12 protein-coding genes are annotated in these 16,902 nt (G+C 70.7%); 4 read left to right on the forward strand and 8 right to left on the reverse strand.

Annotation, left to right across the window (positions count from 1 at the left end; translation table 11 throughout):
- Positions 1-6: 6 nt before the first annotated feature.
- Entirely contained in the window at positions 7-669 is a 663-nt protein-coding gene (locus MMF94_RS31850) for a TetR/AcrR family transcriptional regulator (RefSeq protein WP_241041124.1), read from the reverse strand.
- Positions 670-835: 166 nt separating this feature from the next.
- Between MMF94_RS31850 and MMF94_RS31855 the strand changes: the two genes are divergently transcribed.
- From MMF94_RS31855 to map, 4 genes are all read left to right on the forward strand, one after another.
- Positions 836-2,035: a serine hydrolase domain-containing protein gene (locus MMF94_RS31855; protein ID WP_241041125.1), complete on the forward strand. Its 1,200-nt coding sequence runs from the start codon at positions 836-838 to the stop codon at positions 2,033-2,035.
- 30 nt (positions 2,036-2,065) lie between these two features.
- Positions 2,066-3,232: an LLM class flavin-dependent oxidoreductase gene (locus tag MMF94_RS31860; protein ID WP_241041126.1), complete on the forward strand. Its 1,167-nt coding sequence runs from the start codon at positions 2,066-2,068 to the stop codon at positions 3,230-3,232.
- Positions 3,233-3,339: 107 nt separating this feature from the next.
- Positions 3,340-4,959: a flavin-containing monooxygenase gene (locus MMF94_RS31865; RefSeq protein ID WP_241041127.1), complete on the forward strand. Its 1,620-nt coding sequence runs from the start codon at positions 3,340-3,342 to the stop codon at positions 4,957-4,959.
- Positions 4,960-5,212: 253 nt separating this feature from the next.
- Positions 5,213-6,034: a type I methionyl aminopeptidase gene (gene map, locus MMF94_RS31870; protein ID WP_241041156.1), complete on the forward strand. Its 822-nt coding sequence runs from the start codon at positions 5,213-5,215 to the stop codon at positions 6,032-6,034.
- On the opposite strand, the gene MMF94_RS31875 is transcribed toward map, so the two are convergent.
- From MMF94_RS31875 to MMF94_RS31905, 7 genes are read right to left on the reverse strand one after another with little or no spacing between them, the layout of a single operon-like run.
- Positions 6,017-6,967: a hypothetical protein gene (locus tag MMF94_RS31875; protein ID WP_241041128.1), complete on the reverse strand. Its 951-nt coding sequence runs from the start codon at positions 6,965-6,967 to the stop codon at positions 6,017-6,019. The two genes, map and MMF94_RS31875, sit on opposite strands and share 18 nt — an antisense overlap.
- Positions 6,964-9,054 (reverse strand): alpha-galactosidase, encoded by a 2,091-nt coding sequence (locus tag MMF94_RS31880; protein ID WP_241041129.1) that lies wholly within the window; start codon positions 9,052-9,054, stop codon positions 6,964-6,966. Before MMF94_RS31880 ends, MMF94_RS31875 begins: the two co-directional genes overlap by 4 nt.
- Complete coding sequence (locus MMF94_RS31885; protein WP_241041130.1) at positions 9,051-9,917, reverse strand: carbohydrate ABC transporter permease; 867 nt, start codon at positions 9,915-9,917, stop codon at positions 9,051-9,053. Before MMF94_RS31885 ends, MMF94_RS31880 begins: the two co-directional genes overlap by 4 nt.
- A 1-nt stretch (position 9,918) precedes the next feature.
- On the reverse strand, positions 9,919-10,884 hold the full coding sequence (locus tag MMF94_RS31890) for a carbohydrate ABC transporter permease (RefSeq protein WP_241041131.1): 966 nt from the start codon (positions 10,882-10,884) through the stop codon (positions 9,919-9,921).
- Positions 10,881-12,170 carry an ABC transporter substrate-binding protein gene (locus MMF94_RS31895; RefSeq protein WP_241041132.1) on the reverse strand — a complete coding sequence of 430 codons (1,290 nt, stop codon included), beginning with the start codon at positions 12,168-12,170 and terminating at the stop codon, positions 10,881-10,883. Before MMF94_RS31895 ends, MMF94_RS31890 begins: the two co-directional genes overlap by 4 nt.
- Before the next feature lie 40 nt (positions 12,171-12,210).
- Positions 12,211-13,482 (reverse strand): cellulase-like family protein, encoded by a 1,272-nt coding sequence (locus tag MMF94_RS31900; RefSeq protein ID WP_241041133.1) that lies wholly within the window; start codon positions 13,480-13,482, stop codon positions 12,211-12,213.
- Between the two features lies 1 nt (position 13,483).
- On the reverse strand, positions 13,484-16,894 hold the full coding sequence (locus MMF94_RS31905) for a tetratricopeptide repeat protein (protein ID WP_241041134.1): 3,411 nt from the start codon (positions 16,892-16,894) through the stop codon (positions 13,484-13,486).
- Positions 16,895-16,902: the final 8 nt, after the last annotated feature.

Genomic DNA, 16,902 nt, shown 5'->3' on the forward strand with positions numbered 1-16,902 from the left:
AGAGCGTCAACTGAGTGACGGTGCGACCAGTGAGTCTCGGCCCGCGCCGTCCGCACGGAGCCCGTGCGTCCAGAGATCGAGCAGCACATCGAGCATCGCGTCCCGCTTGACGGGCCAGTGGCCGTCGACCCAGAGCCGGCAGAAGGTGCTCAGCTGGAGGATCAGCAGCTCCAGGCGGAGCTGCGCCTGCTCGCGGTCGGTGCCCGTCCACCGGCCGAGATAGTGGGGCATCGCCTCGGCGCAGCGATCGAGGATCTTCGAGGCCGAGAGGTCCTCCAGGCCCGGGTCGATCGAGATGGCTTCAGCGGCGAACCGCAGCACGTCGCGGTGCCGCTCGAAGAAACCGATGGCCGTGTCGAGCCACTGCCGCAGAGGTTCGCCGCCTGCCCCCTTCAGGGCGTCGAGCCGGCGGTAGAACTCCAGCGTCTCCGCCATCACGACCTGCTCGTACACCTCCACGACGATGCGGGCCTTGCCCTCGAAATGCAGGTAGAAGGTGGCCCGGCTGACTCCGACGGCCGAGGTGATGTCGTCGATCGTGGTGGGTCCGTAGCCCTTGGACGCGAAGAGCTCGACCGCGGCGTCACGCAGCAGTCTGCGGGTCATCGCCTTCTGCTTGACCCGCATCGACGTGCGCGGCTCGGTCTCCTCTGGGCCGTCGGGGTGCATGCGGTGAGTCTACGGACGGTGTGCCGTCGCCCACCTTCGTCACTTTCGGGGGTACCCAGCCCCGATCGGATTTTTCTAGTCTTGATCGACGTGGGTGACAACCCGTGTTCTGCATTACGCGGAATGGCGCGATTCCGTCGTCGAAAGTGTTGGGGAAAGGGCGAGCGTGATCGAGGATCCACAGATCAACGGGACCGTCCGGCCTGGTTTCGAGGAGGTCCGCGAGGAGTTCGCAACGAACTTCCGGGAACGCGGTGACGTGGGAGCGTCGCTCGCCGTCTACGTTCGGGGCGAGCTCGTCGTCGACCTCTGGGGTGGAATCGCCGACCCCGCAACGGGACGCCCGTGGGAGCGCGGCACCGTCGGCATCGTCTACTCGGCGACGAAGGGCGCCACCGCCGTTCTGGTCAACCGCCTCGCGGAGCAGGGCGTTCTCGATCTGGGCGCGCCGGTGAGCCGTTACTGGCCGGAGTTCGCGGCGGAGGGCAAGGACCGGATCACCGTGGCGCAGCTGCTCAGCCACCAGGCCGGGCTCCCCGTGCCGTCCGAGCCGTTGACCCGCGATGAACTCCTCGCCGGCACGCCCGTCGTGCATGCGCTGGCACGGCAGAAGCCGATGTGGGAGCCGGGCACGGCGCACGGCTACCACGCTCTGACCTTCGGGTGGCTCGTCGGGGAGCTGGTCATCAGGGCGACCGGTCGTTCGCTGGGCACGGTGTTCGCCGACGAGGTCGCCCGGCCTCTCGGCCTGGACTTCTGGATCGGGCTGCCCGCGGATCGCGTGGGCTCCGTCGCGCCGCTGATCGACGGCGTCCCCGACCCGAACGCCCTGGACGCCATCACCGACCCGGAGGTGAAGGAGCGCGTGCTGAAGGTCGTCGCGGCGATGAACGACCCGTCGAGCATGTTCTCCCGCGCCCTCTCGACGAACGGCGCGCTTCCGACACCGCACGCGGCGACGTGGAACGCGCCGTCGGTGTACGCCGCCGAACTGCCGGCCGCCAACGGGATCACCAACGCCCGATCCCTCGCGCGTCTGTACGCCGCCTGCGTCGGGGAGGTGGACGGACGGCGCGTGCTGTCCGAAGCCGCGCTCGACCGGGCATGCGTGGAGCAGGTGCACGGCCCCGACGGGGTGATCGTCGGGGAGAGCCGGTTCGGGATCGGCTTCCAACTCAGCACGCAGACCGCACCCCTGCTGGGCGAGGGATCGTTCGGGCACGCCGGAGCGGGCGGCGCGCTGGGCTTCGGCGACGTCAGCTCCGAGGTCGGGTTCGGCTACGTGCAGAACCAGCTGGGCGCGTCGCTGACCGGAGAGCCCCGGACGGCAGCGGTGATCGACGCCCTGCACCGAGCACTGGCCTGAGGTCGCTCACCACCAACAGGAGGTAGATCCGTGCGTGTCGGCATGACGATGTTCTTCCAGAACTACGCGGACTGGGATCGCTACGAGGCCAAGGAGCGAGGCGCGAACGCCCCGGATATCGACCCGCAGAGCGACGTCACACGCTACGAGGAGGAGCTCGACACGGCGCTTGCCGCGGAGGACCAGGGCTGGGACTCGCTCTGGACGGTGGAGCACCACATCAGCCCGTACACGATGATCCCGAACCCCGTGCAGCTCCTGTCGTTCATCGCCGGGGCGACCTCACGCATCGACGTCGGGACGATGGTCGTCGTCCTGCCATGGCACCACCCGCTGCGGGTGGCCGAGGACATCACCACCCTGCAGTACCAACTGCGGGGCCGCACGCCGTACATCGGCTTCGGGCGCGGCGCCGCCCGCCGCGAGTTCCGCCAGCTCGGATTCGAGATGGGGGAGTCCCGTGAGCGGTTCGACGAGGCGATCCAGGTGGTGCAGCTGGCGCTGGCCCAGGAGTCGTTCAGCTTCCACGGGAAGCACTACGACTTCGAGAACGTCACCATGCGCCCGCGGCCGAAGGACCCCCAGGCCCTGATCGACAACTTCCACTTCTCGTGGGGCAGCCCGTCCTCGGCACCCGTGGGTGCCCGGTACGGCCTCAAGCCCCTGATCATTCCGCAGCGGGCCTGGGCCGAGTACCACGCCGACCTCGAAGAGTTCGCCCGAGCTCGCGCCGAGGCGGGGCACGCACCTGCGCGTCCACGCATCCACATGAACGTCTTCTGCGGGCAGACCGAGCAGGAGGCCGAAGAGGGGGCTCGCCGGTACATCCCGCAATACGCGGACAGTGCCCGGCGCAACTACGAGCTCGACAGCGATCACTTCAGGTCGACCAAGGGCTACGAGCACTACGCAGCCCAGTCCACGAACCTGAGGGGCACCGGCGACGCGGCCAAGGCCATGGGCGACGCGTACCTGGCCAACCACGTCTGGGGAACCCCCGACCAGTGCATCGAGAAGATGCGCGGCATCGCGGCGGCCTTCCACCCGGAGGAGTTCATGCTCGTGATGCGCTACGGGGACATGCCGCGCGACGTCGCTGCCACGAGCACGGATCTGTTCGCCCGTGAGGTCCTGCCCGCCGTCCAGGCCGTCCCGCTCGAGGAGCCGATCGTCTACGGCGCCGCCGCCTCGATCTGACGTTCGCGGATTCGCCGGTGTCGCCCTCCGCTGCGACACCGGCGGCCGTGGCCCGTGCGGGCGCGAACGCTCCACGTCTTCCGACGAGCAACGTTGTGGAGGTACTCATGTCGACGGCAGCAGAAGCCTCGGCTGAAACGGCCGACGTCGTGGTGATCGGTGCGGGTTTCAGTGGGATTTATGCGTTGCATCGCCTGCGCGGTCTAGAGGCGAGGGTGGTGTGTTTCGAGGCCGGTGACGGTGTGGGTGGGACGTGGTATTGGAACCGCTATCCCGGTGCTCGGGTGGACATCGAGAGCATGCAGTACTCCTATTCGTTCGACGAGGATCTGCAGCAGGAGTGGCGGTGGCCGGAGTACTTCTCGCCGCAGGAGGATCTCGAGGCCTACGCCAATCACGTCGTGGATCGGTTCGGTCTTCGTGAGCAGATCCGGTTCTCCTCGGTGGTGAACCGGTTGCGTTACGACGAGGACGCGAACTGCTGGCACGTGCACACCGATCGGGGCGATCACGTCGCGTGCCGGTACGTGGTGGCGGCGACGGGCAGTCTGGACGCGACGAACATTCCGCGGTGGCCGGGTGTGGAGTCGTTCGGTGGGCAGTCCCATCACACGTCGAACTGGCCGAAGGAGGGCGTGGACTTCCACGGGAAGCGGGTGGGGCTGATCGGGACCGGGTCGACGGGGATCCAGGTCACCCCGGTGGTCGCGGAGACCGCGGAGCACCTCTATGTCTTCCAGCGCACGGCGAATTTCAGCATGCCCTCGCGCAACCGTCCGCTCGACCCGGACTACGAGCGGGAGTGGAAGGCCAACTATCCCGAGCGGCGCGCGAAGATGCTCAACAGTGTCTCGGCGGGGCTGTTCGACATGCCGCAGCGGTCGGTCTTCGACTTCACCCCCGAGGAGCGGGAGCGGATCATGGAGGAGGCCTGGAACTCGCGCAGCGGGTTCAGGCTCATGCGCTGCTTCACCGACACCGCTCGCGACATCGCGGCCAACGACATCCTTGCCGAGTTCGTCCGTAACAAGATCCGGCAGACGGTGCACGACCCTGAGGTCGCCGAACTGCTGTGCCCGGACACGCACCCGATCGGGACGAAGCGAATCTGCATCGACTCGGGGTACTTCGAGGCGTTCAACCGCGACAACGTCACCCTCGTCGACGTCCGGACGAACCCGATCACGGCCGTCACCCCCGGCGGCGTGGTGACCACGGCGGCGTCGTACGAGCTCGACGTCCTGATCTACGCCACCGGCTTCGACGCCATGACGGGCTCGTTGACCCGCATGAACGTGACCGGTGTCGGCGGCAGGGATCTTCGCGACAAGTGGCAAGACGGGCCGACGAACTATCTGGGGTTTCTCGTTGCGGGGTTCCCGAACCTGTTCATGATCCACGGTCCGGGCAGCCCGTCGGTGCTGGCGCAGATGATCACCGGTGGCGAGTGGCAGGTCGACTGGGTCGTGCGGTTCATCGAGAACATGGAGAAGGACGGCCGGACGCGCGTGGACACCACCCCCGACTGGGAGGACCGCTGGGCCGTGGAGATGGAGAAGGCGGCCGATATGACGCTCTTCAAGCGGGCCGACTCGTGGTACATGGGCGCCAACATCCCCGGGAAGCCGCGGGTGTTCATGATGTACGTCGGTGGCTTCGACCAGTACATCCGACGATGCACCGAGCAGGTCGACGCCGGATACGCAGGCTTCGTACGGACCGCATAGTCCGTCGGCCAGGAACGGTCGGGCACGGTGATGGGGACGCCGCACTCAACCGGAGACCACCGTGACGCTCTGCAGGGTGGTCGTGCCCGCAGCGCCGCTTGGCATCGACTGCGGGGAGATCCACCGTGCTGGCGGCGCCATGGGGAGCACGCCGCCTGGCGACGCACGGCCGGCGTGACCAGGCTGGTATTTCTATACCGACACATGCTAGGTTGCGGTATAACTATACCGGTACTGGTGACGTGAGGTGTTCGTGATCGAACTGAAGACGCCTGCGGAGATCGAACGCATGCACGCGGCCGGGTGTTTCGTCGCCGAGGTGCTCTCCGAGGTCGGCCGGCTCGCCGACGTGGGAGTCAATCTTCTGGACCTGGAGCATCACGCGCGCGGCATGATCAAACGACGCGGGGCTGAGTCGTGCTACTGGGACTATGCGCCCTCCTTCGGCAAGGGCCCGTTCCGCAACGTCCTCTGCCTGTCGGTGAACGACGCGGTCCTGCACGGCCTACCCCACGACTACACGCTGCGCGACGGAGACGTGCTCAGCGCGGACCTTGCGGTCAGCGTCGACGGCTGGGTGACCGACTCGGCGCGCACGGTCGTCGTCGGGACGGCCGCCGAGGAGGACCTGCGGATCATCCGCGCCACCGAGGAAGCGTTGGAGGCGGCGATCGAGGTGGCGCGTCCGGGCAACCGCCTGGGTGATATCTCGGCGGCGATCTGGGCGGTGGCCCGCGACTATGGCTATCCGGTCAACACCGAGTTCGGTGGTCATGGTCTCGGTCGCACCATGCACGAGGACCCCCATGTTTCGAACAAGGGCCGGGCAGGGCGCGGGCTCACGCTCCGGCCGGGCCTGACCCTCGCGCTTGAACCCTGGTTCGCCCGTACTACCGACCGGATCGTTTACGACGCCGACGGCTGGACGATCCGGTCGGCTGACGGCTCGCGTACGGCCCATTCTGAGCACACGGTGGCCATCACCGAGGACGACCCTGTGGTGCTCACCCGGCGTGAATCAGAGCATCCCGCAGGGCTGGGTGGTTCTGCCGATCGCCTACGGAGGGACTGCTAGCACTGAGCCTTCGCCAACTTGACGTCGGACCTGGTCAGCGGGCGTCCGGCGGGGCGTGACCTCCTGCCGCCACGCGGTGATCGTGAGCTCCCAGCACAACCGCCCGTCCACGCCGGTGGACGCGGGCCGTCCGGGGCCGGAGCCGTGGAGGGTGGCGGTGGTACCGACCATCGGCTCGATGCCGATCGACCGGTAGGGCCGTGCTGCGGGCCATCCGCCGAGGTTGCGCCACAGCAGCAGCGAACACGTGGTGGCCGGGTCGCCTGCCGTGACGCGCCAGCGCAGGACCAGAGCGTCCGGACCGTCGACGACCGCGGCTGTGCTGCACCCGGGCAGTACCGCCGCGGTGGCCGTGCCGTCGTCGGGACCGAGCCGGTCCAGGGGATCCGCGCCCGTCCCGGCCGGCCAGGGCAGAACGGCCACGGCCCCGTCGACGGGGTGGTCGAGCACGTGCGTGGTGCGGGCCTCGGGAACGTGCAGGCGCGCCGCGGGTGAGAGGTCGAGCAGGGCGTGCACCGCGTGAACGAACGGGGAGCCGGGCGGCCCCGTCACGGTGTAGGCGACGGTGAGCGACCCGTCGGCGCGCATCCGCCGGGCAAGCCACAGATCACCGGCTCGGACCTCGTGCCTGCCCTCGTCCGCCGTCCACGGTTGCGACCAGGCGCCACCGTGGTCGGGTTCGCCGCGCACGGTGGGGAAGCACTCCTCGACCCCGCCCGCGTCGACGAACGCCGTGCCCGCCGAGACCGTGCCCCTCGCCGCGGCCACCTCCGGGTCGGGGTTGCGCCACAGCCATTCCCGCTCGGGAACCCCGCCGCTTGCTGGGGAGCGCAGGGCGGTCCACCGCCCGCCCCGGCCGAGGTCGGTCCGAACCGTGAGCGGCCGGGGCTGCCACGCCGGATCGTCCGGGGGCCAGACATCGGCCCCCGTCACGGCAGCCGGTCCAGGACGACGACGTCGCAGTCCGGGGCCAGCGCGAACGGCACGGGCACCCCGGCGCCGGTGAGCTCGTGGCCGGTCAGCACCCCGGACGCGACCGTGCCTCCGCCTGCGTGCACGCGATAGCGGGCCTCGTCGCGAAGCCCGGCGAGCGGCAACCGGACGGGCACGTCGCGGCCCACACCCGGCCGGGCATTGACGAGCACGACGACACGCGACGCCCCCGCCGCGGTGTACTGCACGGCGTACACGGGGCCGGACGGACTGCCGTGGCGGCGAACCGCACCGGTGTGCACGACCTCGCGGATGTCGCGGTAGCGGGCCACCAGCTCACGAGCCCTGGCCCGCATCGGCTCGTCCCAGGCCAGCAGGTCGGCGCCGATGCCCAGCACGCCGGCCATCGCGACGACGAACCGGAACTCGAGGCTCGCGGGCGCCGTGTCGAGGCGGTCGGGCTCGTCGGTGACCCACGAGCTCATCACGTGGGGCGGGTACGCCGACAGGAACCCGTGCTGGACGGCGAGGCGGTCCCGCGGACCGGTCTCGTCGCTGGGCCAGACCACATCGGACAGAGCGAGCACCGCGTTGTCGACCCTCCCGCCGCCTCCCGCGCAGGCCTCCACCGCGACGTGCGGGAACTCCTCGCGCAGCAGCGCCATCAGCCGGTGGTAGGCGCGGGCGTGCTGCAGCGACCACTCGCGCCCCCGCGGGTCGCCGGGCCTGCCGCCGTCGCTCACCGCGCGGTTCATGTCCCACTTGAGGTAGCTGACGGGGTGCTCGGTGAGTACCCGGCGCAGCATCGCCGCGGCCCACTCCTCGACCTCGGGCCTGCCCAGGTCGAGCACGTACTGGTTGCGCATGGTCGTGAGCGGCCGGTCGCCCGCGCGGTAGACCCAGTCGGGGTGGGCGCGGAACAGGTCGCTGTCGGGGTTCACGGCCTCCGGCTCGACCCAGAGCCCGAACCGCATCCCGCGGTCGAGCACACCCTTCACCAGCGGCCCGAGCCCGTCGGGGAACTTCGCCGGGTCGGCGTACCAGTCGCCGAGTCCTGCGCGATCGCTGGTGCGGCCGGTGAACCACCCGTCGTCGACGACGAACACCTCGACTCCGACGTCCGCGGCCACGTCGGCCAGTGCCAGCTGATGCTCGACGCGGACGTCGAAACCGGTGGCGTACCAGGAGTTGTAGACGATTGGCCGGTGCTCCGGCCCGGTGCTGCGGGCGAGCCGGCCGCGCTGGTACTCGTGCCATGAATCGGCGAGCCCGTCCAGGCCGCCCGGGCTCCACGCTCCGAGCAGGTGTGGCGTCTCGAACTCCTCGCCGGGCGCGAGCGTGATCACGGCGGTTTCGTCGTCGGCGCCGCCGCTGACCCGGACGACGTCGCGGAACGGGACGGCGTCGACGACCATGCTCCACGACCCGCTCCACGCCAGCGCGACCCCGTACGCCTCGCAGCCGTCGTCACAGTCGCGGGCGCGCAGCGCGACGACGGGGGAGTACAGGTGCGAGGTGATGCCCTGCCTGCTTCCTAGGCTCAGCCGGCCCGCGGGCAGGTCCACCTCCGCCGGGGTGAACTCCCGCGACCACGTGCCGACCAGCTGCGCCACCCGCGCACCCGGTCCGACGGGCACGTTCCAGGCGGCGCCGAACGCCCTGGTCAGGTGGAGGTCCCCGGCCGTGCGGAGGGAGCGCACCCGCGCCCACCGCTCGACGACGTCGTGTGCCCGCGACGTGCTCAGGTGCAGCGTCACTTCGACGCCCGCGTCCGTGTCGCGCAGCAGCGCCGTCAGCGCGGCGTCTCGCCCGTCGTCGATCACGGCCACCGAACCGGGAACCAGCCGCAGCAGCGCGCCGTCCACGCCGTCGGGTCCCTGCACGAGCAGTTCGGCGAACTGGGCGTGCCGGGTGCCCGCCGCGGCGAACTCCAGCGGGACCTTGTCGGCGGGCGCCTCGAACGGGGTGCGGGCCGGGGGAGCGAACTCGCGCCGCCCCGGATCGCCCCAGTGCCGCAGGACGAGACCCGCGTCGGTCTCGGCCACGACGTACACGGACCGGGCCGTCGGGAGTTCCCACTCCGTCACTTGTTCGACCCCACCAGGAGACCCGAGACGAACTGCTTCTGGAAGACGAAGAACACGATCGCCGTGGGTACGGCGGCGACGAGCGAGCCCGCCGCGACGACGTTCCACGAGTTGGAGAAGCCGCCCTGCAGGTTGAGCAGGGCCGCGGTGATGGGGAACTGCGCCTCGGTCCGCAGCACGGTCATCGCCCAGATCAGATCGTTGAAGATCCAGGTGGTGGCGAGCGCCGCGAGCGCGGCGAGCGCCGGACGGCACAACGGCAGCACGATGCTCCAGAACGTGCGGCCCGACCCCGCCCCGTCGAGGAGCGCGGCCTCGAAGACCTCGGTCGGCAGTGCCCGCATGAATCCGTGCAGGACGAACGTGTAGAAGCCCAGACCGAAGCCGACCTGCACGATCACCAGCGCGAACAGCGTGTCGTAGATGCCCAGGTCCTGCGCGATGCGCGAGACCGGGATGAGCAGGATCTGCGGTGGGAGCAGGTTCCCCGCCAACATGATCAGCAGGAGCGTGCGCCGCAACGGGATGCGGAACCGGCTGAGCGCGTAGGCCGCGGCGGACGCGAGCGCCAGCGACGCCGCAACGGCGAACACGGTGACGATCGCGCTGTTGGCGAGCGCGCGGGCCACCCGGCCGTCCGCAAGGGCGCCGGCGAAGCCGTCGAGGGACAGGCTTCCCGGCAGCGCACCGAGCCCGCGGGCGGCGATGTCGTCGAAGTTCCGCAGCGCGATGAGGAGCACGAAGATGATCGGTGCGAGCCACAGGATCGTGAACGGGATCATGACGACGTGGAACCACGGCGACCGCGAGTCGGGCGTCCTGCGGGCCGGGCGTGGTGCCTGTGTGGAGGTCACGACGGCCATCTCAGTTCTCCTCCGCACGTGCCTGGCGGGCGAGGTAGGTGATGATGAACGCGATCGCGAGAAGGAAGATCACCACGGCGATCGCCGACCCGTAGCCGAGGTTCACCAGCGTGAATCCCTGCTGGAACATGTACGTCGACAGCAGCTGGGTGGTGTTGTAGGGGCCACCGCGCGTCATCGCCCACACGATGTCGAAGGTGCGCAGCGAGTCGATCACCGTCACCGCGAAGACCACCGTGTTGACGCCCCTCAGCTGCGGCATCACGATCCGCCAGAACCGCTGCCAGGCGTTCGCACCGTCGACGGCCGCGGCCTCCTCGAGCGTCGGGTCCGTGCCCTTCAGCCCGGCCAGGTACAGCACCATGATGTAGCCGACCTGCCGCCAGACGGCCGCGATCAGCACCGCGTAGAGCGCGGTGTCGGGGTCGGCGAGCCACTGTCGCTGCAGCCAGTCGAGACCGAGCGCGCCGAGGCCGGCGTCGATCGGCCCGTCCGGCTGGTACATCACGCGCCAGAACAGGCCCGTCACCGCCAGCGAGATGACCATCGGCAGGTAGATCGCGCTGCGGTAGAACCCCACCCCGCGCCCCGGCCGGTTGAGAGCTACCGCGAGCGCCAGCCCGCCCACGACGGACAGACCGCCGAACCCGATCACCCAGATCACGTTGTTGCGCAGCGCGGTGAGAAAGATCGGGTCGGAGACGAGCCGCTGGTAGTTCTCGAGGCCGACCGGCCGCGCCGCGCCGACGCCCTTCCAGTTCGTGAAGGACAGCGAGAAGCTGTTCATCGCGGGCCAGAACACCCAGAACAGCTCGACGGCCAGCGGCACCAGCAGGAACACCCAGACGAGCAGCGGAACCCGCCGCAACGGCCCGCCGCCGCGGCGGTCCCTCCCGGCGGTGCTCCGCGTCCTGGACGCGGTGCGCGCCGGAGCCTGCTTCACCGGGGTCGCCTGGACGGGGGTCATGACGTGAAGACCTGCTGGGCGGCCTGCTGCCATTGGCGTTGGATGCCACGGATGTCGGAGGGGTTCGCGATGAACTGAGTCAGCGCGGCATCCGCGGTGGTCTGCAGGGCGTCGCTGGAGTCGCGGTTGAAGAACTGCGTGATCTCGTCGGTCTCGTTGAGCAGCTGGATGCCCTTCTTCACCAGCGGACTGAACTGCGCCGTGTCCACGTCCGGCGAGGTGGGCAGGTTCGACGACCCCGACTTCTCGATGTAGGACTGCTGCGCGGGCGCCGACGCGAGGTAGGACAGCAGCGCCTTGGCGCCCTCGGGGTTCTGGCTGTTGGCAGCGGCGAAGAAGCCGTCGGTGGGGGCCTCCTCGGCGCTGGGGACGGACGGGTCGATCGTCGGCACCGAGAAGAAGTCGAGATCGTCGCGCTGGTCCTCGGGGAAGTACTCCGTGCAGAACGCCCCGACCAGGTACATCGCGGCCTCGTTGTTGACCATGGGCGTGACGGCCTGCTGCGCGTCCCACGAGGTCTGGTTGGGGTGGAAGTAGGGGACGAGCCGGGCGTACTGCTCCAGCACGGCGGTGACCTGCGAGTCCTCGAACGAGTGCTTCCCCGCGAGCAGCTCACGGTGATAGGTGGCGCCGTTGATCCGCAGGTTGAGGTAGTCGAACCAGCCCGCCGACATCCAGGCGGTCGACCCGATGCCGTTGGTGAGCGGGTGGATGCCGCGGGCCTTGAGCCCGTCGCACAACGCGATGAACTCGTCCCACGTCGTCGGCGGCTGCACGCCCCACTGCGCGAACGCCGACTTCTTGTAGAAGATCGACCACCAGTAGTAGTTCGTCGGCACGAAGATCGCCTTGCCGTCCGACCCCGTCGACAGGGTCCGCAGCGCGTCGGAGAAGTTGGCGCACGCGCCGCCGGGGGCCCACAGATCCGACACGTCGAGCAGCAGCCCCTCCTGCGCATAGGAGTTCGCGACCGACCCCGCGTACCAGCCGAGCACGTCGGGGGGCGTGGCGCTGGACAGGTAGGTCGAGAGCTGGGCCCGGAACTGCTCGGTGGCCACCGAGTTCAACGTGACCGGCTGCCCGTTGAAGCCGGCGACCACGCTCTCCAGCGCCGCCTTCGGCCCGGCGTCCTGGATCCACGACTGAAGGGTCAGCGTCGTCGCCGCGCCCCCGCTGCCGGTCGCGCCGCCGGCTCCGGAGCCGACACAGCTTGCGAGCAGCGGCACGGTGGTCAGGCTCGCGGCGCCGAGCAGGAACGAGCGACGGGAGAACGGTGGCGTGGTCATGTGCAACCTCCAGCGCGCCGTCGTTGGCGCGGGTCGGGGATCAGGCGGATCGCGGCGCGGGCGCCGCGGCGAACAGGGCGTTGCACTCCTGCTGGAGCGCGACGTCGGACCACATCGGGTGCTGAGGCGCGGCGTTGGAGCACACGACCGTGCCCCAGGCGCCGATGCGGCGGGCGTGCGCCACGGCCTGGCGGCAGATCTCCGCTCCGACCGGGCCCTCCTCGAACGTCCCGTGCAGCGGGGTGTAGCCGACCCAGCCCTCGCCGAGGACGACCGGGACGTCGTGGGCGGCCGCCCAGTCGGCGGCCACGTCGAACCAGAACGCCAGCTTCTCGGCCATGGCGATGCGGTGCTCGCCGTAGTGGTCGTAGAGCCAGCGGTCGAAGGCCACCGGGTCGGCCCAGTCGTGGACGTACGCCTCCACGGCCGAGACGATCGTGGCTTCGAGGCGCCAGCGGTGCGGAGCGGGCACCGTCCACTCGGCGGCGGGCGGCGCCCCGGGCCGTAGCTGGAGGGCCGCGACCGCCTCCTGCCGGAACTCCGCGACGGGCCTGCGCAGGCCGAACTCGTCGATCAGCGCGCCGAGCACCCCGTAGATGTAGGGGTGGACCGCGAGTACGTCGACGTTCTCCGGGACGCCGCGCATGCTGTCGTGCGGCACGCGCGCGTAGTTGACGGTGCAGCGGCGGCCGGGGTGGCGGCGGTGGAACTCGTCGATCGCCTCCTCGAGCAGCGGCCGCAGCGCCACCACGGCGTCGGCGTCGGCGGGAAGGCCCTCGGTGAGGTGCCCGACCTGCACCTCGTTGTGGATCTCGGTGAACGCCACGCGGTCGTCGAGGCCCTCGGCGGCGAGCAGGTCGAGAAGGTCGGCGTGCGCGGCCGCGAGCCGGCGCGGACGCTCAGCGGGCGGCACCGCGCGCAGGGCATCCCACCAGGCCGGATCGGCCGCGAACGCAGAGCTCTGCTGGTACTCCCATGACGAGACGATCACGAAGCAGTCGTGCCGACGGGCCGCACGGAACAGGGCGAGCAGATGCTCGCGGGCGTCGATCGTCGTGGGCGCCTTCACGTCGTACCAGCGCATCCGCTGGGCGAAGTCGCCACCGAGTGGCCCGAGCGTCAGCGCCGACGTGTCGAGCCCGGAGCCGAACAGCAGGAACGGCATCGCGCAGATCCGCACCGTGTTGTAGCCCCGCTCGACGGCCTGCGCGAAGGCGGCGTCGAGATCGGCGAACGGCTCCCCTTCTCCGGTCCGCACGTACCAGGAGAAGTCCCACAGCGTGATGGTCAGGCGGTCGGGGAGCGGGTGCATCTCAGGCCTCCAGGACGGTCGACGGGCTGGGAGCGGTGATCGAGGCCAGCAGTTCGAGCGCATCGACATGGTGCGGATCATCGGTCAGCAGCTCACCGAGCCATTCCCGGGCGCCGTCCTCGTCGCCGTCGAGGACGGCGAGCTGGGCGCGCAGGAACGCGACGCGCCGTCGCTGCACGACGTCGGCGTCCTCGGTGAAGAGCAGCATCGACGGCAGCGAGGTGGCGAAGTAGTCGACGGTGGCGGGAGTCGCGGCGAGCGTTGCGCAGAACTCGCGCAGCGCGTCGGCGAGATCCCTGGCCTCGTTCTCCCTCCCGAGCCTGCGCAGCGCGAGCACGGACGCCGCGGTCGCCTCGGAGTAGGGCTGGGTGCTCATCACCAGGAAGTCGCCCTGCTGGGCGGCCGCCAGCTCCCACGCCGCCGCGGCGGCCGCGCGGTCACCCGCGGCCGACAGGGCGTCCCCGCGCAGCAGCTGAAGCTCGGCCGTGCTCGCGAGCGGGTGGCGGGCCTCGCCGAGTGAGAGCGGCGGGTCGAGCGCCGCGTCGAGCAGCGCAACGGCCGCCCGCCCGGCATCGACGCCGCCGGCGGCGAGCTCGCGCTGCGCCTGCAACCGGGCGAGCCGGTCCCACACCCGCAGCACCTCGCCCTCGCCGCCCTCCCACGGCTGGAAGGTGCGGGCGAGCAGCAGCGACCGGGTCTCGTCCGGGCGTCCCGCGGTGAGCAGCAGGTGGGCCAGCGCGACGGTCGCGTCGTCACGGGACTCGACGAGCTCGCGCGCGTCGAGCAGCCGCGCCAGCCGCTGCTCCGGGGCAACGCCGCGGCGCGCGTCGAGTTGGTCGCTCTCGAACAGCAGCCGCGCGTCGGCGCCCGCGACGGCGAGGGCGCGGTCGTAGGCCTCGCGCGCGAGCTCGGCGTCTCCGAGGTGGTTGTGGGCGGCGAGCCCGAGGTTGCGCCAGACGACGGGGTCGGTCGGGTCGAGCTCGCTGCCCGCGCGCCACGCCGCGATCGCGTCGGCCGGGCGGTCGTGCGCGTAGAGCCAGTGCCCGAGCAGAGCCCGCGACCTGGCGTCCTCCGGGTCGACGGCCACGGCGCGCTCCAGTACGAGCGCGTCGTCGAGCCGGGCGGGGAAGCACCAGGTGGCGTCGGCCTTCTGCGCCCGCTCACGGGCCTGCCGCGCGTCGTCGGCCCGTCCGAGCCGCTCGAGCACGGCGGAGCGGTGATAGTCCAGCATCGGCCCTGCGGCTGTCTGCCCTGTCGCGCGGTCGACCTCGCGCTCGACCGCGAGGTCGAGCATCCGCAGAGCCGCGTCGAGCTCTCCGACACCCGCGTGCTCGATCGCGACGTCCAGGCAGGTCTGGGCGTCAGCGGTGACCGGGAGCCCGAGCACGTCGCGGGTCCACCAGTCGAGCGGGTCGATGGCGAGCGTGGCGCGGGCGATCTGGTCGGCCTGCTCGTGGCGGCCGGTCCGGCGCAGCACGATCACGCTCAGCGCGCGGGCCTGCAGGTGCTCGGGCTCGACGCGCAGCACGTCCTCCAGCCGGGAGAACGCCGCCTCGTCACGCCCGGCGGCGGCGTCGAGGCGCGCCATCCGGTAGCCGGCGGCGGCCCGCCACGGACGGGTCCAGGAGCTGGTGGCGAACGCCGCGTACGCCTCGTCCGGCCGGCCTTGCCGCTCCAGCACGAGGCCGAGCGCGTAGTGCGCGGTGGTGTCCTGCGGGTTCGCGTTGTGCCTGGTCAACCGTGCGACCGCGGCCCGCAACAGGGACTCCGCCTCGGCGAGGTCGCCACGCCGGTACGCCCTGGCGGCGAGTCCGACGCTGCTTGCGACGTGGCCGGGATCGCGGTGCAACGCCTCGCGCCAGTACGCCTCCGGTGAGCGGGTCGCGTGCCGGTACTGCTCGAGATGTGCGCCGATCACCGCGAGTTCCTCGACGGTCGCGACGTCGGCAGGCGCCGCGGGTTCGCGCGCGGGCACGACGTCACCGTCCGGGTCCGGGACGAGGGATTCCCAGGTCACGAGCTCGGCGCCTTCGTGCAGCACACGCAGCCGCAGCCGACCCGCCGCGTGCGCGGGCGAGAGCGTGACCCGGCGCAGCCACGGCCGGCCCGGCGCGACGTCGGCGATCTCCTCGGCGACGACCCGGCCGTCGCCGTCCTCGAACCGCAGGACGCAGCCGTCGCGCTCGGCCGTGGTCGCGAGGCCGATATGCGCGCCCTCCTGCCCGACATCGACGCGCACGGCGGCGTCGACGGTGGCGGCATGTACCGGCCCGATCTCCTGGATCGGGTACCAGACCTGCGAGAACACCTTCGTCTCGCCGGGTGCGATGAATGCGAAGTCGGGTTGGTTGTCGGTGAAGACACCCGCCATCAGCTCGACGTAGGCGCCCCCGTCGTCGCTCAGGTTGCGATCCCACGCGTGGCCGAACCCGGCGTCGCCCCAGGTCCACTGCTTCTTGCCCACGGAGAGAAAGCGGTCTGCGACGTGCACGAAGCCCGCCCGGGCCGTGTGGTCGTACCCGCCGAAGAAGCCCTCCCGGCTGCCGACACACATGTAGGAGGTGGGCACGGGGATGTTGCGGTACCAGTCCAGACGATCGCCGCGGACCTCGACGTCGTCCGCGGCAACGGCCACCTGGTCGTGGCGGCCCGGGTAGTCGACGCCGTAGTAGGGCCGGTCGGCCGCCGGGAACGCGGTGACGGCGCGCCGCGCGTGGTCGGCGACCACGCGGACGTCGCGCGGGAAGAACGACTGATAGTGCGGCCCGACACGGGCGGCGACGTTGGCCCACCACAGGAATGTCTGGGTCTGCTCGCTGCGGTTGTAGAGCCGCACCCGCAATTCGAGCGTCGCGCGATCGGGCCGCAGCCGGATGCCGTGCATGCCCTTCATCCGCGTGAACGGGTCGTGGTCGGAGCACCACACGGTGACCGCGCCGTCGGGCTCGTGCTCGACCTCGACGTCGGTGGGCAGGAACGTCGCCGGGCGGTGGTGCTGCGGCCAGTTGAACTCCACGCCGCCCGCGATCCACGGGCCCGCGAGCCCCACGAGCGCCGGCTTGATCACCGGGTTGCGGTAGAAGAAGTCGTAGCCCGAGCTGAGGTCGTGGCCCACGTGGATCCGGCCGCCGAGCTCCGGCAGCACGAGCACCCGCAACCACCTGTTCTCCAGGTGCACCGCCGCCCACTCGGCGGGCGCCTTCACAGGACTGATCCGGTCGTGGAACGGCAACGGGTAGACGCGGCCGGAAGAGCCCTGGTAGACGCGGCGATCGAGGTAGGCCGGGTAGCGGTCGGGTGGCTCAGGGAGGTAGCTGTCGATCGTCAGCAGGTCCCGCCAGACCGCCACCCCGGCGTCCGCCTGTTCGGCAGGGCGGGATGGGAGCTGCAGTCGTGACTCGCCGTCGAGCATGCGGAGAC

The sequence above is a fragment of the Pseudonocardia alaniniphila genome (genome assembly GCF_022524485.1).
GTDB classification, from domain to species: Bacteria; Actinomycetota; Actinomycetes; order Mycobacteriales; family Pseudonocardiaceae; genus Pseudonocardia; species Pseudonocardia alaniniphila.

Bases quoted from the DNA above. Each gene is read 5' to 3' on its own strand.
- MMF94_RS31850 (WP_241041124.1), bottom strand. From the start codon at position 669: ATGCACCCCGACGGCCCAGAGGAGACCGAGCCGCGCACGTCGATGCGG.
- MMF94_RS31865 (WP_241041127.1), top strand. From the start codon at position 3,340: ATGTCGACGGCAGCAGAAGCCTCGGCTGAAACGGCCGACGTCGTGGTG.
- MMF94_RS31885 (WP_241041130.1), bottom strand. From the start codon at position 9,917: ATGGCCGTCGTGACCTCCACACAGGCACCACGCCCGGCCCGCAGGACG.
- MMF94_RS31890 (WP_241041131.1), bottom strand. From the start codon at position 10,884: ATGACCCCCGTCCAGGCGACCCCGGTGAAGCAGGCTCCGGCGCGCACC.
- MMF94_RS31895 (WP_241041132.1), bottom strand. From the start codon at position 12,170: ATGACCACGCCACCGTTCTCCCGTCGCTCGTTCCTGCTCGGCGCCGCG.
- MMF94_RS31900 (WP_241041133.1), bottom strand. From the start codon at position 13,482: ATGCACCCGCTCCCCGACCGCCTGACCATCACGCTGTGGGACTTCTCC.
- MMF94_RS31905 (WP_241041134.1), bottom strand. From the start codon at position 16,894: ATGCTCGACGGCGAGTCACGACTGCAGCTCCCATCCCGCCCTGCCGAA.